The organism is Candidatus Stoquefichus sp. SB1 (assembly GCF_001244545.1).
In the GTDB taxonomy this organism is placed as follows: Bacteria; Bacillota_I; Bacilli_A; order Erysipelotrichales; family Coprobacillaceae; genus Stoquefichus.
The window spans coordinates 391,395-412,895 of sequence record NZ_LN852693.1 but is presented as its reverse complement, the minus strand read 5'-3'; the positions used below and the strand labels follow the sequence as shown (position 1 = coordinate 412,895).

The 21,501-nt window shown below is 31.9% G+C and carries 19 protein-coding genes and 1 CRISPR repeat array; of the genes, 12 read left to right on the top strand and 7 right to left on the bottom strand.

Features of this window, described 5'->3' with window-relative positions; all coding sequences use genetic code 11:
* Nucleotides 1-80 precede the first annotated feature (80 nt).
* Nucleotides 81-1,562, top strand: coding sequence for a bifunctional ADP-dependent NAD(P)H-hydrate dehydratase/NAD(P)H-hydrate epimerase (locus BN1865_RS03155; RefSeq protein ID WP_050635809.1), 1,482 nt, complete (start codon nucleotides 81-83; stop codon nucleotides 1,560-1,562).
* Nucleotides 1,563-1,603: 41 nt separating this feature from the next.
* Here the strand turns inward: BN1865_RS03155 and pgeF are convergent, their stop codons facing one another.
* A complete protein-coding gene (gene pgeF / locus BN1865_RS03150; RefSeq protein WP_050635808.1) occupies nucleotides 1,604-2,377 on the bottom strand; it encodes a peptidoglycan editing factor PgeF in 774 nt (257 codons plus the stop codon).
* Nucleotides 2,378-2,447: 70 nt separating this feature from the next.
* Between pgeF and BN1865_RS03145 the strand changes: the two genes are divergently transcribed.
* The gene (locus BN1865_RS03145) at nucleotides 2,448-2,762 is read left to right on the top strand and encodes a hypothetical protein (protein WP_050635807.1); all 315 of its coding nucleotides are present in this window, start codon (nucleotides 2,448-2,450) and stop codon (nucleotides 2,760-2,762) included.
* On the opposite strand, the gene BN1865_RS03140 is transcribed toward BN1865_RS03145, so the two are convergent.
* Nucleotides 2,746-4,383, bottom strand: a complete 1,638-nt coding sequence (locus tag BN1865_RS03140) for an Rqc2 family fibronectin-binding protein (RefSeq protein WP_050635806.1) — start codon at nucleotides 4,381-4,383, stop codon at nucleotides 2,746-2,748. The two genes, BN1865_RS03145 and BN1865_RS03140, sit on opposite strands and share 17 nt — an antisense overlap.
* Nucleotides 4,384-4,478: 95 nt before the next feature.
* Here BN1865_RS03140 and gmk point away from each other — a divergent pair, with 95 nt between their 5' ends.
* The 10 genes from gmk (at nucleotide 4,479) to BN1865_RS03090 (ending at nucleotide 15,139) form a co-directional block, all read left to right on the top strand.
* Entirely contained in the window at nucleotides 4,479-5,039 is a 561-nt protein-coding gene (gmk, locus tag BN1865_RS03135; protein ID WP_050635805.1) for a guanylate kinase, read from the top strand.
* A 72-nt stretch (nucleotides 5,040-5,111) separates the two neighbouring features.
* Nucleotides 5,112-7,301 carry a replication restart helicase PriA gene (priA, locus tag BN1865_RS03130; protein WP_050635804.1) on the top strand — a complete coding sequence of 730 codons (2,190 nt, stop codon included), beginning with the start codon at nucleotides 5,112-5,114 and terminating at the stop codon, nucleotides 7,299-7,301.
* A gap of 4 nt (nucleotides 7,302-7,305) precedes the next feature.
* The gene (gene rsmB / locus BN1865_RS03125) at nucleotides 7,306-8,553 is read left to right on the top strand and encodes a 16S rRNA (cytosine(967)-C(5))-methyltransferase RsmB (protein ID WP_050635886.1); all 1,248 of its coding nucleotides are present in this window, start codon (nucleotides 7,306-7,308) and stop codon (nucleotides 8,551-8,553) included.
* A gap of 4 nt (nucleotides 8,554-8,557) precedes the next feature.
* On the top strand, nucleotides 8,558-9,589 hold the full coding sequence (rlmN, locus tag BN1865_RS03120) for a dual-specificity RNA methyltransferase RlmN (RefSeq protein WP_050635803.1): 1,032 nt from the start codon (nucleotides 8,558-8,560) through the stop codon (nucleotides 9,587-9,589).
* Entirely contained in the window at nucleotides 9,586-10,341 is a 756-nt protein-coding gene (locus BN1865_RS03115; protein WP_050635802.1) for a Stp1/IreP family PP2C-type Ser/Thr phosphatase, read from the top strand. The genes rlmN and BN1865_RS03115 overlap by 4 nt, the downstream gene beginning before the upstream one ends.
* A complete protein-coding gene (pknB, locus tag BN1865_RS03110; protein WP_050635801.1) occupies nucleotides 10,325-12,112 on the top strand; it encodes a Stk1 family PASTA domain-containing Ser/Thr kinase in 1,788 nt (595 codons plus the stop codon). Before BN1865_RS03115 ends, pknB begins: the two co-directional genes overlap by 17 nt.
* 16 nt (nucleotides 12,113-12,128) lie before the next feature.
* Nucleotides 12,129-13,004 carry a ribosome small subunit-dependent GTPase A gene (rsgA, locus tag BN1865_RS03105; protein ID WP_050635800.1) on the top strand — a complete coding sequence of 292 codons (876 nt, stop codon included), beginning with the start codon at nucleotides 12,129-12,131 and terminating at the stop codon, nucleotides 13,002-13,004.
* Nucleotides 12,997-13,641, top strand: coding sequence for a ribulose-phosphate 3-epimerase (gene rpe / locus BN1865_RS03100; protein WP_050635799.1), 645 nt, complete (start codon nucleotides 12,997-12,999; stop codon nucleotides 13,639-13,641). Before rsgA ends, rpe begins: the two co-directional genes overlap by 8 nt.
* Nucleotides 13,638-14,228, top strand: coding sequence for a thiamine diphosphokinase (locus BN1865_RS03095; protein ID WP_050635798.1), 591 nt, complete (start codon nucleotides 13,638-13,640; stop codon nucleotides 14,226-14,228). The genes rpe and BN1865_RS03095 overlap by 4 nt, the downstream gene beginning before the upstream one ends.
* A gap of 17 nt (nucleotides 14,229-14,245) precedes the next feature.
* Nucleotides 14,246-15,139: a DegV family protein gene (locus BN1865_RS03090; RefSeq protein WP_050635797.1), complete on the top strand. Its 894-nt coding sequence runs from the start codon at nucleotides 14,246-14,248 to the stop codon at nucleotides 15,137-15,139.
* Between the two features lie 391 nt (nucleotides 15,140-15,530).
* A CRISPR array of direct repeats spans nucleotides 15,531-16,285; the repeat unit is 30 nt; unit sequence GATTAATATCAACATATGGTGTTTTGAAAT.
* Nucleotides 16,286-16,343: 58 nt separating this feature from the next.
* Here the strand turns inward: BN1865_RS03090 and BN1865_RS19060 are convergent.
* The 5 genes from BN1865_RS19060 to vanG are packed head-to-tail and all read right to left on the bottom strand — an operon-like array spanning nucleotide 16,344 to nucleotide 21,459.
* A complete protein-coding gene (locus tag BN1865_RS19060) occupies nucleotides 16,344-17,552 on the bottom strand; it encodes a M15 family metallopeptidase (protein WP_050635885.1) in 1,209 nt (402 codons plus the stop codon).
* On the bottom strand, nucleotides 17,503-18,696 hold the full coding sequence (vanT, locus tag BN1865_RS03080; protein ID WP_050635796.1) for a serine racemase VanT catalytic subunit: 1,194 nt from the start codon (nucleotides 18,694-18,696) through the stop codon (nucleotides 17,503-17,505). The genes BN1865_RS19060 and vanT overlap by 50 nt, the downstream gene beginning before the upstream one ends.
* Complete coding sequence (locus BN1865_RS03075; protein WP_050635795.1) at nucleotides 18,674-19,687, bottom strand: acyltransferase; 1,014 nt, start codon at nucleotides 19,685-19,687, stop codon at nucleotides 18,674-18,676. The genes vanT and BN1865_RS03075 overlap by 23 nt, the downstream gene beginning before the upstream one ends.
* A complete protein-coding gene (locus BN1865_RS03070; RefSeq protein ID WP_050635794.1) occupies nucleotides 19,680-20,423 on the bottom strand; it encodes a D-alanyl-D-alanine carboxypeptidase family protein in 744 nt (247 codons plus the stop codon). The genes BN1865_RS03075 and BN1865_RS03070 overlap by 8 nt, the downstream gene beginning before the upstream one ends.
* Complete coding sequence (gene vanG / locus BN1865_RS03065; RefSeq protein ID WP_102134056.1) at nucleotides 20,395-21,459, bottom strand: D-alanine--D-serine ligase VanG; 1,065 nt, start codon at nucleotides 21,457-21,459, stop codon at nucleotides 20,395-20,397. The genes BN1865_RS03070 and vanG overlap by 29 nt, the downstream gene beginning before the upstream one ends.
* Nucleotides 21,460-21,501 lie beyond the last annotated feature (42 nt).

Here is a 21,501-nt window from a genome sequence, read left to right as displayed (position 1 = left end):
ATAGATGTCTATCTGCTTTTTTTCTTGCTTCCTTGAATAGAAAAAGATTATAATAAAGATAAGTAAGAGTAGGTGAGAATATGTATATAGGTAGTCAAAAATTAATGATGGATTATGATCAGTGCTTAATAAATAATGGATATTCTATAATTGAATTGGTTGATAAGGCAAGTGATTGCTTATTAAAGCATATGAATTATAGTTCTTATAGTTTATTATGTGGTCCTGGAAATAATGGTGCTGATGGTTTGTCATTGGCTTTAAAATTAATGAAACAGGGGAAAAAAGTCAATGTTTATATCTTTGAAGATCAAAATCATTTATCAAAAGCCAATCGTTATTATCTAGATTGTTGTTATGAAGAGGGGATGCATATTGTTTTATTGCATGCTGATGTCATAGATGTTGTTATGTCAGAAATAGCAAAAAGTGATGTTGTTATTGATGCAATGTTTGGAAATGGCTTGAATAGTTCTCCACGAGGTATTTATCAGATTGTGATTGAGGAACTCAATCATCTTTATGATAAAGAGATTATTGCTATAGATATTCCAACGGGCTTAGATTGTGATAGTGGAAATCCTTATCAAAGTGTTATTTGTGCTACACAGACAATCACTTTAACGGCTTTAAAAAATGGTTTTTTAAATCCAGATAGTCTTTTTTTTACAGGAAAAGTGATTGTTGAACAATTAGATGTAGATGATGTTTATGATGAAGTTGGATTGTATCAATTGGTTGATGAAGAATTTATTTTACCAATCTTAAAAGATAGACAGTTTTACGGACATAAGGGAACTTATGGAAGAGTTGGCTTAATTACTGGCTGTCAAGACTATAAGGGGGCAGCCTTGCTTAGTGGAAAGAGTGCTGTCTATAGTGGCAGTGGTATTGTCAATGTGATTACAGAGCAACAAGTTATTGATTCTTTGACTGTTTTTTGTCCTGAAGCAACAACACAGTTGAGACCGCCTATATTTCAAAAAGAAGATTTTATAAAATATCAGGCATTATTGATTGGTTGTGGTTTAGGACAAAGTCTAGATAGTTATCGTTATGTTATGGATGTTTTCACATTATCTACACAACCGCTTGTTATTGATGCTGATGCTTTAACGATTTTAGCAACACGTTTAGATTTATTGAAAAATCAGGAACGTGATATTATCTTAACACCACATATGGGTGAATTTAAGCGTTTATGCGACTTTTGTGAAGAAGATGATATTTTATTGGTTGCTAAAGATTTTGCGCGTCAGCATAATGTCATACTTGTTTTAAAAGGACCTTATACAATGATTACTGATGGTCAGGAGGCTTATCGTATTGCAACTGGAAATAAAGCAATGGCAAGTGGAGGTATGGGAGATGTGCTGGCTGGCATGATTGTTAGTTTTTTAGGGCAAGGTTATTCTGGTATACAAGCAGCTATGTTAGGGGTTTATATTCATGGCTATGCTGGAGATCAGATTGCTCGTGATGCTTATACTGTCATTCCTTCACAGTTGATTCAATATATTCCTCGTGCAATGAAAGAACTTATTCAAAAACGCGAATTATAAAACGACCTTTGTATAAAGGTCGTTTTATAATGAATCTTACATCATGAATCAGAAATGGATTTTAACTGAATCATTGTGATATTGCGATGGGGTGTCTTATTGCGACGATAAGAGAAGAATAACTCTTCATTTTCAATTGTACAATAAGGTGAAACTGTTATATGCTCAGATATAACATTCAAATTGATAAGCTGTTGTCGAATTAAGCCTTTGCTATCAAGTAAATAATTGCCATCTTCTTTTTCTGTATAAAAAGCATGTGTATCAAATGACATATCTTTTACTAAATCAATAATATCATCTTTTGCTTCAAAATTTCTTTGTTCTATTGATGGACCTATATAAGCATAAATATACTCGGGATGACAATTTTCATGTTCAATAAGATACTTTGTTACTTTTCCAACAATTTCACCAACTGTTCCTTTCCAGCCGGAATGAATGGCTGCTACTATCTTTTGATCACGACAATATAGTAAAACAGGACAGCAATCAGCGTGAAAAGTCCATAACCATAAATGAGGATCTTTTGTATACATAGCATCATATCCAATAAAAGCATCATCACGACTCAACATTCCACGTCCTCCATCCTGATTAGAAACTTTTAAAAAGCGAGTGGTATGTTGCTGATAGGTTGCTACCATATGATTTAAGTCTGTATGAAGTTGTTGAGCAAGTGCTTGTCGATTTTTTAAGACTTGCTGATCATTAAAGCCATTATAGCTCATATCAATAAGTTGATGATTTTCATCATAGGCACATGTTGTATAAGCTTCAATTTCATTAAAAAGACACCAAGGTATTAATTTCATAAAAACTCCTTTCATTTGCCCTTACACTTCTTTTGAATTTTCATAGTATATATCGAAGGAGGGAAAAAATATGTATAATCAATCTTGTGGTTGTCATGGACAACAAGCACGTCCATGTGGATGTGCAGGTACAAACCAAGGATGTGGGTGTTCAATGAACAATATGCCACAAATGGGTGGCTGCTCATGCATGAATGGATGTCCTAGACCTCAACCAATTGTTGCACCTAAAAAAGTATGTGTGACAAATCAGGTTACACCAGTTCCACAACCAGTTATTTGTCCAGTTGAATGTCGTCGTGTTAATCATTGCATGTATTACCCAGTTTATTATCCTCAGTATGAACAAACATTTGTCAATGCACCATTTAATCAATCTTTTTAACTTCTTTTAAGAAAGTCTCATCAGGATCAATATAAATTGTTGAGTAATGAGAAAGAATGACTTTTCCTGGCTTGCTTCCTTGTGGTTTTTTCAAAGTTCGAATCTTTGTATAATTAACAGGGACTGATGAACTGTGTTTTCCTTTGGAAAAATAAGCTGCCATTTGACTTGCCAGTCTTATTGTATATTCGTCTAATTCTTCACTATGCACAATCACATGGCTTCCAGGCATGTCTTTGACATGAAACCACATATCATTTTTAGAAGCCATTTTAAAGGTAAGATAATCGTTTTGCAGGTTATTCTTACCTACATATATCATAATATTATCTTTAGTCTGATAAGTTTCATAATGCATTTTTAAAGTTCGATGAACTTGTTTGGTTTTTTTCTTTTTTAAATAACCAAGATTTTCTAGTTCTTCTTTTATTTCTAAAGCATCATAATAATTTGCATTTTCCATTAGTGTTATCAAAGTATCAAAATAATTAATTTCTTCTTTTGTTAAAGCTATTTGTTCTTCTAAATGATGTAAAGCATTTTTAGCTTTTTGATATTTTGCATAATACTTATTGGCATTTGTTTTCCCATCATACTTTTCATTTAATTCAATTGTCATCATCGTACCATCATAATAATTTTCTACAGTCACACTTGTTTGTCCTTTTTGAATCAAATGTAAATTTGCAAATAATAAATCACCCATAATACGATATTCATCACTATTTTGTGAATCAAAAAGAGTTTTTTCTAATTTATGAAGTTTATTGATATTTCTTTGATATTCATTTTGAATATATTTAGCTAAATCAGATGTTTGTTGTTTAATACGATCTTTTTGATCAATTAAATGATAATGTGTATCTAAGCCCTCAAAGAGTGGATAAACTTCATAATCGCATTGTAAATGTGTTAAAGGAATGAGATGAAAATATTCTTTTGCATCTAATTTATGAATATAAATTTGATTTGATTTTTGTAAATTTTTCATAACTTCACCAAAATCTTCTCCATGATCCATTCGATACAAAATCTCACGAGAGAGTTCAGGTGAAATCCCCTGATATATTTTCGTTAAATTATCAGTTGGTATAAATTCACTTGTCATTGGATTTTTCTTTTCAATTAAAGGCGGGAATTCATAAATTGCACCTGGTTGCATAATTCGTGCACTCATTGAAGGAGAAACACGTTTTAAGCAATCGATAATTTTATGATTGTTGTATGCAACAATCACATTAGAATGTTTACCCATAATTTCCATATAAAGATGTAATTCAACAGTATCTTTAAACTCATTTGTTCCTACAAAATGGATATCAATAATACGATCTAATTGAAGCTGTACAATTGATTCAATATAAGCGCCTTCTAAATGCTTTCTTAGTAACATTGTAAAAGCATTAGGTGTAGCTGGAGTAGGATAAGTAAGAGATGTTAATTGAATTCGAGCATACATAGGATGTATTGACATCAATAATTTTTGATTTGTGCCTTGAGCACGTACATGAAACAAAAGTTCATATTGAGATATTTGATATATCTTGTTAATTCTGCCTCCAGTCAGTTGTGATTGTAGATTTTCAACAACCCGAGACAACATAATTCCATCATAAGCCATATTTTATCACCGTTATTTAGTATAACATATTTGAAAAAGAATTGACATTAAAGTTGTGTTCATGTAACATTGTTTCATAAAGGATGGTGGATGTTGTGAAAAAAGGGCTATTAATTATATTAAGTGGACCAAGTGGAGTGGGTAAAGGAACTGTACGACAAGAACTTTTTAAGGATCAGTCTTTAAATTTGGCATATTCTATTTCAATGACAACAAGGAAGCCACGCCCTACAGAACAAGAGGGTGTTGATTATTTCTTTGTCAGTGAAACTGAGTTTTTAAATAAGATTGAAAATGATGAGTTGCTAGAATATGCGAAATTTGTAGGTAACTATTATGGAACACCAAGATTTTATGTTGAACAATTATTAAATGAAGGAAAAAATGTTGTTTTAGAGATTGAAGTACAAGGAGCATTACAGGTTATGCGTAAATGTCCTCAAGCCTTAACAATTTTCTTGGTTCCACCTTCATTTGAAGAATTGGAAAGACGTATTCGTGGTCGTCGTACAGAAGCGGAAGATGTTGTCAAAGAACGTTTGGATAAAGCGAGAAAAGAAATTGCGACAAAAGATGAATATAAATATGTAGTTGAAAATGATGATGTATTGGCTGCAAAGGAACAAATATCAAGAATTATTAGAGAAAATGCATAGGGATACGTTTGTATCCTTTTTCTATTCAAGAAAGTGATTTTATGATAAAATAAAGCGACAGGTGGTGAAAATATGTACATTGTTAAAGTGCTGGTAGAACATCCAGTTCATTCTTTAGATACAACATTTGATTATTTATGTGATCAACAATTAAAAGTAGGAATCCGGGTTTTTATTCCTTTTGGTTATCAAAAATTAGTTGGTTATGTTGAATCTATTGAAAAGACTCCGTTATCTCAAGAACAATTAGAAGCAGAGGCTGGTTTTCAATATCAGTATATTATTGATGTTATTGATGAAGAACCACTTTTAAATGATGAACTTCAATCATTAGCATATCAAATGTCTAAAATGACTCTTTCACCCCGTATTGCATGTTTACAGGCTATGTTGCCTGCACAATTAAAACCGAGTACAAACCATTCTGTAGGATTGAAATTAAGACGTGCTGTTCAGGTGATTGCTGATGGAAAAGCACAAACAGTTAAACAACAAGAATGTTTAGATTATTTAAAAGAACATCCAGATGCTTTGATTCAAGATATTCCTTATACAAAAGGTTTATTAGATCGATTAGTGAAACAAGGTTTCATAAGATATGTTCAAAAAGAAATTTATCGTCAGCCTTTGAGCCTTTATCAAAAAGAATCATCTCAAATAGAATTAACTGCAGATCAAAAAAAGGTAGTCAAAGGAATTATTGAACATCCTCAACGTGTTTCCTTATTACATGGAGTTACAGGCTCAGGTAAGACAGAAGTTTATCTAGCATTAGCGGCTTACTACATAGAAAATAAAAGGACAGTGATGATGCTGGTACCAGAAATATCACTGACACCAATGATGGTAGAGGTTTTTAAACAGCGTTTTGGAGATCAGGTGGCAATTTTGCATTCACGTTTATCACAAGGTGAAAAATATGATGAATACCGACGTATTAAAAAACAAGAAGTTCAAATTGTTGTAGGAGCACGCTCCGCTGTCTTTGCACCTTTGGAAAATATTGGATTGATTATTCTTGATGAAGAACATGATGCCAGTTATAAACAGGAGTCTAAGCCTCGATATCTGACTTCACAGATTGCTAAGATGCGTGCACAATATCATCACGGTGCTGTTGTATTAGGAAGTGCTACACCTTCATTAGAAAGTTATTCACGGGCTTTAAAAGGGGTCTATGATTTATATGAACTTAAAAACAGAATAAACCAAAAACCACTTCCAAAAGTAGAAATCGTAGATATGATAGAAGAAACAAGACAACGTAACTACTCTATGTTTTCTAGAAAAATGAAAACACGAATACAAGAAACGTTAAATCGTAATGAACAGGTGATTTTATTATTAAACAAACGTGGGTATGCAACTTATATTCAATGTGCTGATTGTGGAGAAGTCGTAAAATGTCCACATTGTGATGTGACTTTAACTTATCATAAAAATGAGCATGTGTTAAAGTGTCATTATTGTGAATATGTTCAAAGTTATCCACAGAGTTGTGCACATTGTGGCTCAACTCATTTCAAAAGTGTTGGATTTGGAACACAACGTGTTGAAGAGGAACTCGCAAAGACATTTGAAAATGCAAAAGTGATTCGTTATGATGTAGATACGACTAAAAATAAAAATGGACATATGAAACTTTTGGAACGTTTTCGTCGTAAAGAAGGAAATATTTTATTAGGAACACAGATGATTGCTAAAGGATTAGATTTTGAAGATGTGACATTTGTAGGTGTCCTCAATGCTGATATGAGTTTGAATATTCCTGATTTTCGTGCGAGTGAACGAACTTTTCAACTATTATGTCAAGTCTCAGGACGAAGTGGACGTGGTGTTAAGCAAGGAACTGTGATTATTCAGACGTATAATCCTGATCATTATGCAATTACTTGTGCTGCCCAACATAACTACTTAGCATTTTATCAGCAGGAGATGTTATATCGCCAAAAAGCAAAATATCCACCTTATTGCCATCTGGTCAGCATTCTTATTCAATCTTCCCAGCAACAACGTGTTCAAATTGCTGCTAAGGATATAAAAAAATATTTAACTGATCATCTTCATCATTGTGCCATCTTAGGTCCGGCCAAAAGTATGATTTATAAGTTACAAGATCAATATCGTGAACGTATATTGATTAAGTTTATTCAAAGTGATGAGGTCTTTGAAGCATTACAGACAATGAATGATTATTACAATAAAAAACAAAAAGGAAAGGTAAATGTGATATGTGATTTTAATCCATATTCACAAATTTAAGATAATGGATCGACAAATTGCTTTAGAAATATTATTAAAATATAAACAAGATAACAGTTATCTCAATTTGACATTAAATTCTTATTTGCAAAATGATGATCTGACACGAAGACAAAAAGATTTTATTACACGTGTTGTATATGGAACTGTTCAAAATCTTATTTTTTTAGAATATATTTTGAAACCACATCTTCAAGGGAGAGTCAAATCGTTTGAAAAGATGCTTTTATTAATGAGTCTATATCAACATTTTATGATGGATGCGATTCCTGATTATGCAATTATTAATGAAGCAGTCAATTTAGCAAAAAAGAAAAAAGGTATGAGAACAGCACAATTTATTAATGCCGTTTTAAAAAAGGCTTTTGCCTGTTCTTATTCACTTGAGCATTTAGAGTTACAAGAGCGTTTATCAATTGAAACAAGTCACCCCTTATGGATGGTTAAAATGTTTGTCAAACAGTATGGTTTTGAAACAGCTAAAAAAATCTGTTATGCCAATAATGAAACGCCTTATAAATGTGCTCGCGTCAATACACTTATGACAACGCGAGATGCTTTGTTAGAAGATCCGGCATGGGAAAAAGGTCAACTTTCAAAAGAGGGTGTTTATTATAATAAAGGCAATATTGCTAATAGTGAAGCATTTCAAAAAGGACTTGTCACGATTCAAGATGAATCGAGTCAACTGGTGGCACCTTTATTGAATCCATTGCCTGGTGAGTATGTTTTAGATATGTGTTGTGCACCAGGTACAAAAACATCTCATTTGGCTGCGCTTATGAAGAATCAAGGCTGTATTAAGGCTTTTGATCTCTATCCACATAAAATACCATTAGTAGAAAAACAGATGGAACGTTTAGGAATAACCATTGTTGAATTAGAGGCTGCTGATTCCACTCAGTTAGCTCATCGTTATCCTGATAATAGTTTTGATAAAATTCTTTTAGACGCTCCATGTAGTGGATTAGGTGTATTAGCAAGAAAACCTGAAATTAAGTATCATCCGGCTGATGCAATGGATGAAATTATTCAAATTCAGGAAAAATTATTAGAAAATGCATACCCATTATTGAAAAATGGTGGTAATATTGTATATAGCACTTGTACCATCAATAAAAAAGAAAACGAAAAACAAATTGCAGCATTTATAAAAAAACATCCTGATATGTTAATGATCAAAGAATTAACAATATTACCATATCAATATCATAGTGATGGTTTTTATATGTGCCTGCTAGAAAAGGAATGAAACAATGAAATCAATATATGATTATACACAAGAACAATTAATTGATGAATTTATTGCTTTAGGAGAAAAAAAGTTTAGGGCGACTCAAGTGTTTGAATGGTTATATCGTCAAAATATTCAAGACTTTCATCAAATGAGTAATTTGTCATTAGAATTAAGAGAAAAACTCATTTCTCATTTCCAAGTCGGACCATTAGAAATTATTGAAAAGCAGGTTTCTCAAGATGGAACAATTAAATATCTTTTAGAATTGGAAGATGGGGGCCTCATTGAAACTGTTTTGATGGTTCATGATTATGGACGTAGTCTTTGTGTGACAAGTCAACTTGGCTGCAATATGGGCTGTACTTTTTGTGCCAGCGGTCTGTTAAAAAAACAAAGAGATTTAACAGCTGGAGAAATGGTTAATCAGGTTTTAACAGTTATGAATGATACAGGTGAGCGAATTTCACATGTTGTGGTTATGGGAACGGGTGAACCGTTTGATAATTATCAGCAGGTAATGAACTTTATATATATTATTAATCATCCTAAAGGATTAGCAATTGGTGCACGTCACTTAACGATTTCAACATGTGGCTTGTGCGATAAAATTGAAGAATATGCGCAAGAAGGAATTCAAACAAACTTAGCAGTTTCTTTACATGCACCTAATGATGAAATTCGAGATCAGCTCATGCCAATTAATAAGCGTTATCCAATGGATGAGTTAAGAAAATCATTACAGGATTATATTCAAAAAACGAATCGTCGTGTCACATTTGAATATATTCTTTTAAAAGGTGTCAATGATGATATTATTCATGCACGACAGTTAGCCCATTATGTGAAAGGATTGAATGCCTATGTCAATCTTATTCCTTATAATGCGGTTGATGAACATGGCTATCAACAGACAGCACCAAAAGATGTTGAAATTTTTAAAAACGAACTGTTAAGATTAAAAATTAATGTGACATTAAGAAAAGAACATGGTCGCGATATAGATGGCGCTTGTGGCCAATTACGTGCAAAAAAGGTAGGTGGATCTTTTTGAAAATCATAGCAATGAGTGATGTTGGGAATGTACGAACGATTAATCAGGATTATGTGCGATATCATCAAAAAAGTGAGCAAGAAGGTTTGGTTGTTTTATGTGATGGAATGGGTGGACATAATGCTGGTGAGATTGCTTCAAAATTAACTTGTGATGATATTATAGAGCATTATCAGCAACATGGTGCTTTTCAATCAACTGAGGAAATTCATGATTGGATGGAAGAAGTTATCAATCATGCTCATCATTTGGTGATGAATGAAAGTCATACTTCAGAAAATTTAGAGGGAATGGGAACAACAGTCGTTATTGTTCTTTGTATTGATAATCATATTTATATTTCTCATGTGGGAGATTCACGTGCTTATTTATTTAAAGATAATCAATTAATCCAATTAACAAAAGATGATACTTTAGTCAATGTTCTGATTGATTCAGGAACAATTTCACAGGAAGAAGCTTTATATCATCCGCAAAAGAATATTTTGTTGCAGGCAGTAGGAGTCAGTGAACATTTAGATGTATCTTTTACAACCCAGCAAGGAAATGGGCATTTGATTTTAGTATGCTCTGATGGTTTATATAATTCATTATTTGATCCACAATTAATAGAAATTCTTCAAAAAGATATTGATTTAGAAGAAATGGGAAAAGAATTGATGGATGCTGCAAATACATTTGGTGGTAAAGATAATATCGGTTTTGCCTTAATATTAACTAAAGGAGTTGTTGAAAATGAGTCAGATAAATAAAACAATCGCAGGACGTTATGTTTTAAAAGATTTAATTGGTCAAGGTGGGATGGCGGATGTTTATCTTGCTGAAGATAAGATATTAAAAAGAACTGTAGCAGTTAAAATTATGCGTTCATCATTGACAGGTGATCCTGTATATGTGACACGTTTTCATCGTGAAGCCAGTGCAGCAGCAGCCTTATCACATAAAAATATTGTTGAAATTTATGATGTTGGTGATGAAGATGATGAATATTATATTGTTATGGAGTATGTTCCAGGACAGACATTAAAAGAATTGATCCATAAACGTGGAGCTTTACATTATGTTGAGGCTGTTGATATTATGAAACAAGTTGTGAGTGCAACAGCGAAAGCCCATTCTGTTGGGATTGTTCATCGTGATTTAAAACCACAAAATATTTTGGTGACAGATAGTGGCGTTGTCAAAATTGGTGATTTTGGAATTGCTTCTATTCAGTCTTTATCGCAAGTGACACAAACTGATACTATTATGGGGTCACTTCATTACTTGGCTCCAGAAATTGCTCGTGGTGAAAAAGCAACTGCTCAAAGTGATATTTATGCTTTAGGAATTGTTTTTTATGAACTTTTAAGAGGCGAAGTGCCATTTAATGGTGAATCACCCGTTAATATCGCATTAAAACATATGCGAGATGATATTCCATCAGTACGTGCTTTTAATCCGTCAATTCCTCAATCTGTTGAAAATGTGATTATTAAAGCCACTGCTAAAAATACAAAAGATCGTTATTTGCGAGCTATTGATATGTTTGAGGATTTAAATACATGTTTATCTCGTGAAAATGAAGAAAAATTAGTTTTTACTTACGATGATCCTGATGAAACAACAATTGTGGCAGAAGATAAAGATTTCTTTACTCAGACACAAGTCAAAATTCCAGCAGAAGAATTGATGGAAGAAGAACCTGAAAAGAAAGCTTTAGATAAAAAGAAAGTTGGAATTATAGCAGGTTGTGTGGTTGGAGCATTACTTGTATTTGGTTTGATTTATTTCTTTTTCTTAAGGCCTGCCAATACTTTCCAAATGCCTGATGTTGTAACATTGACACAGGAACAGGCTATTCAAACATTAGAAAATAGTGGTTTGAAGGTTGATGAAAATATTAAACATGAATTAAGCGATACTGTTGAGGAAGGAAAAGTGATTTCAAGTAATCCTGAAGCACGTTCGGCAGTTAAAAAAGGTGATATTGTTGAATTAACTGTATCATCTGGTAAATATATTGTTATTGATAATTATGTTGGGAAGACTTATGATGATATTGAAACGATTTTATCAAATCAGGGTTTCCATGTTGTTAAAGAAGAAGAAACAAGTGAAGAAGAAAAAGGCGTGATTTTAAAACAATCAATTGTTCAAGGTGAAAAGATTGATCCAAATTCAACTAATAAAACAATTACTTTAACTGTTTCAAAAGGATATTCAGTAACGGTTCCTAATGTTTATGGACAGGATATTAATAAAGCAGCAGATTTGTTAACAAAGGCAGGATTTAAGGTGACTTTAAAAGTCTTAACACCACCAACAACAGTTGAAGAAATTAAAACAATGAAAATCAATGTTGTTATGAAACAATCTATAGATGCATTTACAGTTGTTTATAAGAAAAACGAAAATATTACTTTAGAATATTATGATCATAAACCTGATCTTCCTAGTGATTCTCAGAATCCAAATGGCGGGACAACAGATCCAAATACTGGAACTGATAACAATACCCAATCAGGGACAACAACAAATTAATGAAAGAGGTGGATGGATGCAAAACGGAATGATTATTAAGGCGTTATCAGGATTTTACTATGTAGAGGCTGATGGCGTTATCTATCAATGTCGAGCACGAGGAAAATTTAGAAAAGATGATCAAAAGCCACTTGTGGGTGATAAATGTGAGTTTTCTATTGAAAATGAAACGGAAGGCTATATTCGAAAACTTTTACCTCGTCGAAACGTCTTAATAAGACCACCTATTTGTAATGTAGATCAGGCTCTTTTGGTATTTTCAGCTCAAGAGCCTGAAATCAATACCCTTTTATTGGATCGCTTTTTGGTTTTTATTGAACATTTGAATATTGAACCGATTATTTGTATTTCTAAAATGGATTTAGTTGTACAAGAGACCATTCAGTCAATTATGTTGCCATATGAGAAAGCAGGATATCGTGTTTATTATGTCAGTGCCAAAGAAAATCAGGGAGTTGAAGAAATTAAACATCTTTTTAAAGATAAAATGAGTGTTATTACTGGCCAAAGTGGTGTAGGAAAATCAAGTCTATTGAATGCTTTAGATATTCATTTGAATATTGATACTAATGAAATTTCTAAAGCACTTGGACGTGGGAAACATACAACTCGTCATGTTGAACTGTTAAAGATGTATGATGGCTATGTGGCTGATACACCAGGTTTTTCATCACTTGAATTGGAGATGGAACCAATTCAAGTTGCCCATAGTTTTCATGACTTTAAAGAACTGTCTTCAGCATGTAAATTTAGAGGATGTTTGCATGATAGTGAACCACATTGTGCGGTTAAAGAGGCTGTTGAAAATGGTGATATATCTTTAGAAAGATATGAGCATTATTTAATGTTTTTAAAAGAAAGTAAGGTATTAAAGGAGAAAAAATATGGTTAAAGTTGCACCATCGGTGTTGTCAGCAAATTTTGCTGATTTAAAAAGTGATTTGGATTCGATAAGAACATATGGAGCAGATTGGATTCATTATGATGTTATGGATGGACATTTTGTCCCTAATATCTCTTTTGGATATAGTATTTTAAAAGATATTGCAAAGGTGACTGATTTGTATTTGGATGTTCATTTGATGATTAGTGATCCGATGAAATATGTTGATGAGTTTATTAAGGCAGGAGCTTCTTTAATTACTTTTCATCTTGAGGCTTTGTCAGATGAAAAAGCAGTTCGTGAATTGATTAAACATATTCATAATCAGGGAGCTGATGTAGGAATAAGTATTAAACCTGCTACACCAACTCAGTTAGTTGAAAAATATTTAGACGATATTGATCTTGTTTTAGTTATGAGTGTTGAACCTGGATTTGGTGGACAAGCTTTTCAGACATCTGCAATTGATAAGATAAAAGCCCTTTATCAATTGAGAGGACATCGTCATTTTGTTATTGAAGTTGATGGAGGTATTAATGCTGAGACTGGAGCACTTTGTAAAGAGGCTGGAGTTGATGTGTTAGTTGCTGGAAGTTATGTGTTTCAATCTCCTGATCGTCAGAAAGCTATTGATTTATTAAAATGAAGATAGGTATTTATTGTGGAGTTGATGCTGGTCTAATCAAGGATGATAAAATTGATTATATTGGTGTTGATCAGGGCGTTTGCCATTTGCTGAAACAGGGAATCAAACCAATTATTGCTTTAGGTGATATGGATTCGATTGAAGATAAGAAATTATTGGAAGGGTTAGTAGTTAATGAAGTTTCATCTATAAAAGATGATACAGATACAGCATTAGCTATTGAGTATGCTATTGATAAAGGTTATGATCAAATTGATTTATATGGCGTTACTCAAAACCGAATGGATCATTTTTTAGCCGTATTATGTTTATTAGAACAATATCAGGATTATGCTATTACGATTTATGATCAGCAAAATAAAATTTATATCTTAAAACCAGGAAACCATAAAATCTTTAAAGATGATTATAAATATTTTTCAGTATTTGCATTAACCCAAAGTGTCATTACACTTCAAGAATGTCATTATCCATTAGACCATTATCTTTTAAAACGAAGTGATCCATTATGTGTTTCAAATCAGATGAATAACAAATATGCAATCATTCAAAATAGTGAAACTGTTTTATTGATTCAATCTTGTTAGAGAAAGAAGGAAAAGTTGTGTATCAAATTGTAACAGATGGTTCTTGTGATTTAGATCAAAATCTAGTTGATCAAAATCAATTACATGTTGTACCATTCTATATTACATGTGATGGAAAAAACCATCAAAAAGAAAAAGAAGAAATTTCAGTTGAAGATTTATATCAATTTATGGTTGATCATAAAGATATTTTTCCAATGACTTCAATGCCTTCAGTCGAAGATTATTTAGAGGTATTTGAACCTATTTTAAAACATGGAGATGATATTATATGTATCTGTATAACAACCAAGTTTTCAGGCTCTTATAATAGTACATATACAGCTAAACAAATATTAGCTGAAGACTATCCTCAACAACAAATAACAATTATCGATGCAACAGTGAATACTGTACTACAGGGATTGTTAGTTTTAGAGGCTGCTCAGATGCGAAAAGATGGAATGACATATGAACAAGTGATTGAGATCATTGAAAAAATAAAAACAACAGGACGTATTTTCTTTACTGTTGGAAACTTTGAGTATTTGATTCATGGTGGAAGAATTGGTAAAGTTGCTGGAGTGGCTGCAAAAACTTTAGGAATCAAACCATTAATTGTTTTACGTGATGGTGAAATTTTTGCTTCCGGCGTAACAAGGGGAAGAGAAAAGTCAAAACGTAAAGTCATTGAGAATATGATTAATCATTTTGTTGATAATCAATTAGATGTTAATCAGTATGCCTTTTGTGTTGGTTATGGCTATGATCAACAAGAAGGACAGAAATTCAAGGAATTGTTAGAAGCAACATTGCATGAAAAATTCCCTGACTTTCATCAAACTGTTCTTTTACAACATATTGGCGCTACCATTGGTGTACATACTGGACCTTATCCAATTGGAGTAGGTATTATTGAAAAGTATAAATAAAGTTTAATGCTATATTATCATAAAGAAGCAATCATCACATAAGTGGTTGCTTCTTTTATCCATATTTAATAAAAATTTTGAAATGAGTGAGAAGAGTAAATGATGCCATTAAATATCAACATAGGATGTTTACTTTAATATATTATTGATTTAGAACTCTTTTAAATTCATTTACATATATGGCTAAAAATAATATAATTATCTTAAAGTTATGTTATTTTTACCAGCTAAGAAATTAAATCAATCTAAAAAGCATTGATTATATCAATACAATTTCTGCTTTTTACAATTATTTACAAAAAGCAATATTGCCTGGTAAAATATTGAAAAAACAATGAATCTATCAACTAAATTATCAATTCTTTGTTTTTGAAATGCACATTTTATCTAGGATTAATATCAACATATGGTGTTTTGAAATGTAGCATTCGAGAATGAAAGAACCGCCTGATACTTGGATTAATATCAACATATGGTGTTTTGAAATGGATGTCAAAGAAGCTGCCATTGAGGAATTCAAGTCGATTAATATCAACATATGGTGTTTTGAAATTTGAGTATTATGCTGGTACAAGCATCTACATTCCTGATTAATATCAACATATGGTGTTTTGAAATTCTTGTATAAGAATACGTATAACCATGGAACGATTAAGATTAATATCAACATATGGTGTTTTGAAATCTACTGTAGTAAAAAAGCTTTCTACGGCCGGCAAACGATTAATATCAACATATGGTGTTTTGAAATAATTCTTCTTGTGTCGTAATTGCTTCAAATTCTGCCGATTAATATCAACATATGGTGTTTTGAAATATGAGTCTCGAGAATCCTTGATGGTATAATAATTAAGATTAATATCAACATATGGTGTTTTGAAATATGGTGGAGGAAACGTCACTGATCAGGAAGTAAAAGATTAATATCAACATATGGTGTTTTGAAATAGTCTTCATGTCCTGTTGTGTGGTATCCGTGATATAGGATTAATATCAACATATGGTGTTTTGAAATGCATATGTAAACAAGTTAATAATCATCATGGTCTTGATTAATATCAACATATGGTGTTTTGAAATAGTGGTATAATATCAAATCCTTGCTTAATGACATGCGATTAATATCAACATATGGTGTTTTGAAATACAAACGAAAAACTCACCCGAATAGGGATTCAAGTGAGTTTAATATCAATATATATTGTTATTTATTTATCTTCTGTAAAGTTGATGAAAATCCGTTGTGTAATATATAATCCTCTAATGTCCAATTGTTTTCGTAGATGATTTGTGAAACATCTTTACCAACATAACGAAAATGCCAAGGTTCATTAGCAGTTCCTGTAAGGGCAGATTTCTGACTTGGATATCTGAGAATATATCCGTAACGATGAGCATTTTTAATAACCCATTGGTATTCAGGTGTATCACCAAAAAAACGCCATTGATGATCAAGAACGCTTTGACTTGTTAAATCAACTCCTAAACCTAATTGATGTTCACTACAGCCAGGTATTGCAACGAGACCATTTGCTGTGACCTCATCGTACTTTTGATGATAGTCATCATAAATTGCTTTTTGTTGCTGATAAGTTCGATAAGCACTATTGATTGCTAAATGTAAATCTTCTTTTAAAGCATCCTGATACATATCCTCTAAAGCATTGGCAGCTTCTTTTCGCAATTGTTTATTGTCGCAATCAGGACTGTATGGTAAATTGGGTGTAACAAGATCTTTTGGTACATAATCTGATGCAATTTGAAATCCTTTTTTTATAAGGGTTGTATAAGCATTAGGTTGAACAATGAGGTAGTTTTGAGTCACTTCATTGTGTGAATCAATAAATGGATAGGATATAGATAATACTGCTTGTAAAGGTTGTTTTTGAGATTGAATATACTGATTGAGATGTTGATAAACCATTCCTTTGATTGACAAAAACGGTTTGGTTTGTTGATAATCTAAATTTTGTTGGATAAGGCTATCAAAATCTTTGATAGAAGCTGTTTCCATCATTTGTAAAAGAATATCATCAGGATAATGAAGTTGTTTGAGTTTCTCATAATGGTTTTGATAAAATGTATCGATATATGTGACAACGTCTTCTTTAGAAATATCTGGATGATATTTTTGATAAGTTATGTATTCAAGGTAGTGCTGTTGATTTTTCAAAGTGTTCCAGGTCTCTAAATGGGCTATTTTAGGCTCTTGTAAATATGTCTTGATATCTTGGTCATCTAAAGATAAAATCATTGTTTGTTCGGTTAGATTATAACCTTTTAAAATAAGTTGGATACGTGTCCATTGAAAATACGTAGTGACTCCTAAAATACCAAGAACAATTCCGATAATAACTAATTTTTTAGGAAATGACTTTGGTTTTTGATAATATTGACGTTTGTAGCGTTTCATGATTGACTCCTTTTTGATAATAAATTTTGGGAAGTCGCTGACCAACTCGACTTAATATTTCATTGCTGATGGTATTTGCGTTGTTGGCTAGTTCTTCTACCGTTATTTGTGCTTGACGATCTTTGCCAATGATAGTGACAATATCACCAACTTGACAATGAGGAAGAGAGGTGATATCAATCATTAACTGATCCATACAAATTCTTCCCACAATAGGAACTTTTTTACCATTCACAATAACATTTTGCCAAGATGATAATTGTCTAGGTAATCCATCAGCATAACCAATTGGAACTGTTGCAATTAGGCTATCTTGTTGTAAAGTATAACTTCTACCATAACCAATTGCGCTATTGGCACTCACTTGATGAATACAGGCAATATGAGAACGCATAGAAAGAACCGGTTGTAATTGGATAGGATGTTTCATAAAATCATTGGGACTTGATAAAACACCATATAAGGCAATCCCAATTCGGGCATAATCATATTGATATTCAGGATAATTAAGTAAACCATAACTACTTTGCATATGTACTTTTCCAACGTTATAGCCTAATTTTTGTAACTTTGAAATGGTTTCATTAAAATGTTGAAACTGTTGATGTGTAAAATCAATATCATCAGTTTTTGAACTATCAGCAACACAGAGATGAGAAAAAATTCCTGTCATATGTAAATGCGGTAATTCAAATATTTTTAGAATATGATAAAGATCATGATAATCTTCTCCTAAACGATGCATTCCTGAATCAATCTTGATATGAATATTTAAAGGAATATGCATTTGAGAAAGTTGTAAAGCATAATTGTAATCAATAACTGTTTGTGTTAGATGATATTGGTGAAGAAATTTAGCCAAATGTGGTGAAGTGTATCCAAGAATTAAAATCTCACTTTGGATATGATGCATTCTGAGTTCAATAGCTTCATCTAATGTTGCTACAGCAAAATAACGGATTCCAGATTTTTCTAGTGTCTGGGCAATGATAGGTGCACCATGTCCATATGCATCAGCTTTAACAACGGCCATAATTTGCGATGGCTTTTTTAATAAAGTAGAAATTTCATGAACGTTATGAATAAGGGCATCAAGATCAATTTCAATCCAGCTTCTTTCTTTATATATTTGTTGATTTATCATGATAAAGACCTCCGTTTTTAATGCAAAGACAAATATAAGAAATCATAAATGAAAAGACTGTAACAAAAAGAAAGTGTAATAAATTGTTTTGGACAAGAATATTTTCTAGATGGATGAATTTGGCTACTAATCTGATTATCACTATTACAAAAGGATGAATAATGTAAACATAAAGTGATAAGTCTTTACAAAGTGAATATCGTTTTCCACTAAAAGATATTAAAATCATGAAAAGACAATACATAACAAAAGGCAATGCTATAGTCATAGCGTCATGGCGTGGAAATTGATAATGATTTAATAAATATGCCTCTATAAACATCACAGCAAAACTCACACCACCAGCAATAAACCAAGCCTTTTTATGAATTTTTTGTGGATGTTGGGCAATGAATGCACCTAAGATTATAAAAAGAGGAGCAAAGAAAACCCCATTTCTGGTATAATCACAAAATAGAAAAATTCCTGAATAAAGATTTTTTAAGAGGGGAATTTGTACAGATAAGCCATAATATGAATCACCACCTAATCCAATAATATATAAAATCAAAACAATCAAAAAACTTTGTTTTATTGATAAATATCGCAACAAAAGATAAACAATCAAAATTCCAATCATTGAAGCAGGTAAATACCATAAATGATAAAATGTTCCATTCATCAAAAGATCTTTAAAAATGATTGATGGACTTAAAGATAAAGAATGATTATAGATTTGAATAGGTAAGTAAAGAATGATACTTATTAAATCAATCATAAACAGTTGTTTAAAGACTTTTTTTAATTTTTGTGATGAGGGTAAACCTGATTGAAAAAGAAAGAATGCTGTTGTCATAAAGAAGAAGGGAACAGCGATTCTTCCAAGAACATGAGTTGTTAAAAAATCAAATTCTTTACTGATTTGTAAAAAAGGATAAGTATGTATACCAATAACAAGAATAGCTGCTATGATACGCATGATATCAATATAAGGATAATTTTTCTTAAACATAGGCCCTCCATGATGTTACAATAAAGCCATCAACATTATTTCCGGAAATTTGATAAATGGCTTGATCAGATAAAGAAAGATGAACACTTTCTTGCGCTACAGGGACGTAGAAAATAGTAAATAATCGATTTTGATAACAATAATGTAATGGTTGATAAATAGAATATCGTTTTAAATGATCTATATATTCTTCTAAACAAAGATTATTTTCAAACATATAAAAAGAATGGGGAATACCGATATAACGAAAATGCCATGGTTCATCATCAATATTTGTGATAAATTGTTTTTCTTTGGTATATCTTTGAATAAAACCATATTCTAAAGCACGGTTTTTAAAATATTCACATGCACTATGGTCAACAAAATGAGGCGTTATCAAATCGATATCTTCATGCGATAAACTTAAATCAATAGCAAGTCCACTTTGATGTTCACTGTGTTGTGGTAGTGCGACAAAACGTTGAGTAAAATCCAGACCATTCTCTTTTAAAGAATCATTATATATTTGAGTTTGTTGGATGGCTGTACGATAACCACTTGTAGGCATAATATTCTTTTGAAGATAGGGATCATTAATGATCTGATTGTATAAATTCATCGTTGTTTTTTCTAATAAGATTTGATGCTCTTCAATAATGCGTAAATGAGGATTTTCATAATAAGGATAATCAGAATTAATAAGAATGAGTGGACCTTTATGAATATCAGTTGGATGTAAAGCGATGGTTTTCATGAGCTAACCCCATTTCAATAATAGTATCTAATATTTCAGTAAAAGAAAGTCCGATGCCTTTCATCATATTTGGAAAACGGCTATGTGATGTGAATCCTGGGATTGTATTGACTTCATTAAAAACAATTTCATTTTTAGGTGTTAAAAACATATCAACCCTTGCAAAGATTTGACACCCTAGTGCCTGATAGATTATTTTTGCTGTGTTTTGAATTTGTTTTTCGATGTTTGAATCAATTCTTGCAGGCATATGGATTTGAGATGTTTTCAGTGAATACTTTTCTGTGAAATCAAAAAATCCCTGTGATAACTCAATCTCATCTACACGTCCAACTATCAATTGATCTGTTCCCATAATAGCACATCCAACTTCAAATCCTGAAATGGCTTCTTCAATAATAATTTCATTATCATATTGGTATGCCAGAGAAATTGCTGGTTTTAATTCAGAAAAATCTGTGATTTTAGAAATTCCTAAAGATGATCCTGCTTTCATAGGCTTTACAAAAAGTGGATAGTGTAATTTTTGAATTTCTTGTTTAAATGTGTTTAAATCAGATGATGATGTTAATACCAATGCTTTAGGTGTTTTAATGCCCATTTGAGAAACAATAGCATGTGCTCTGTATTTATCCATACAAAGTGCAGAACTCATAAGTGAACAGCCAATTAATGGAATGCCAGATAATTGAACAAGAGCCTGAATCGTACCATCTTCACCATTTTGACCATGAAGAATAGGGAATACTGCATCAACATATACATAGATAAAATGATCTTTTTTCATTTCAATAAATGCATGTTGTGTAGGTTCGGGTGAAATAGTGACAGAATGTAATGGATTTTGCCACCATGTATCATCTCTAATTTGTTCAATATCCCGATCAAAGTGATACCATTTTCCCTCTTTTGTAATACCAATCATATACAAGTCATATTTTTCTTTATTGATATGGCTTAAAACAGAATAAGCTGATTCAAGCGAAACACTATACTCACTTGAATGACCTCCAAAAAGAATCGCTAATTTTTTCATAATAAACCTCCCATATTTATGAACACAATCATCTTATCAAAA

Coding starts and splice junctions, on each gene's coding strand:
- pknB (WP_050635801.1), top strand. CDS start 10,325: ATGAGTCAGATAAATAAAACAATCGCAGGACGTTATGTTTTAAAAGAT.
- rlmN (WP_050635803.1), top strand. CDS start 8,558: ATGAAATCAATATATGATTATACACAAGAACAATTAATTGATGAATTT.
- rsgA (WP_050635800.1), top strand. CDS start 12,129: ATGCAAAACGGAATGATTATTAAGGCGTTATCAGGATTTTACTATGTA.
- rpe (WP_050635799.1), top strand. CDS start 12,997: ATGGTTAAAGTTGCACCATCGGTGTTGTCAGCAAATTTTGCTGATTTA.
- BN1865_RS19060 (WP_050635885.1), bottom strand. CDS start 17,552: ATGAAACGCTACAAACGTCAATATTATCAAAAACCAAAGTCATTTCCT.
- BN1865_RS03075 (WP_050635795.1), bottom strand. CDS start 19,687: ATGTTTAAGAAAAATTATCCTTATATTGATATCATGCGTATCATAGCA.
- pgeF (WP_050635808.1), bottom strand. CDS start 2,377: ATGAAATTAATACCTTGGTGTCTTTTTAATGAAATTGAAGCTTATACA.
- vanT (WP_050635796.1), bottom strand. CDS start 18,696: ATGATAAATCAACAAATATATAAAGAAAGAAGCTGGATTGAAATTGAT.
- rsmB (WP_050635886.1), top strand. CDS start 7,306: ATGGATCGACAAATTGCTTTAGAAATATTATTAAAATATAAACAAGAT.
- BN1865_RS03155 (WP_050635809.1), top strand. CDS start 81: ATGTATATAGGTAGTCAAAAATTAATGATGGATTATGATCAGTGCTTA.
- BN1865_RS03095 (WP_050635798.1), top strand. CDS start 13,638: ATGAAGATAGGTATTTATTGTGGAGTTGATGCTGGTCTAATCAAGGAT.
- BN1865_RS03070 (WP_050635794.1), bottom strand. CDS start 20,423: ATGAAAACCATCGCTTTACATCCAACTGATATTCATAAAGGTCCACTC.
- vanG (WP_102134056.1), bottom strand. CDS start 21,459: ATGAAAAAATTAGCGATTCTTTTTGGAGGTCATTCAAGTGAGTATAGT.
- BN1865_RS03145 (WP_050635807.1), top strand. CDS start 2,448: ATGTATAATCAATCTTGTGGTTGTCATGGACAACAAGCACGTCCATGT.
- BN1865_RS03140 (WP_050635806.1), bottom strand. CDS start 4,383: ATGGCTTATGATGGAATTATGTTGTCTCGGGTTGTTGAAAATCTACAA.
- priA (WP_050635804.1), top strand. CDS start 5,112: ATGTACATTGTTAAAGTGCTGGTAGAACATCCAGTTCATTCTTTAGAT.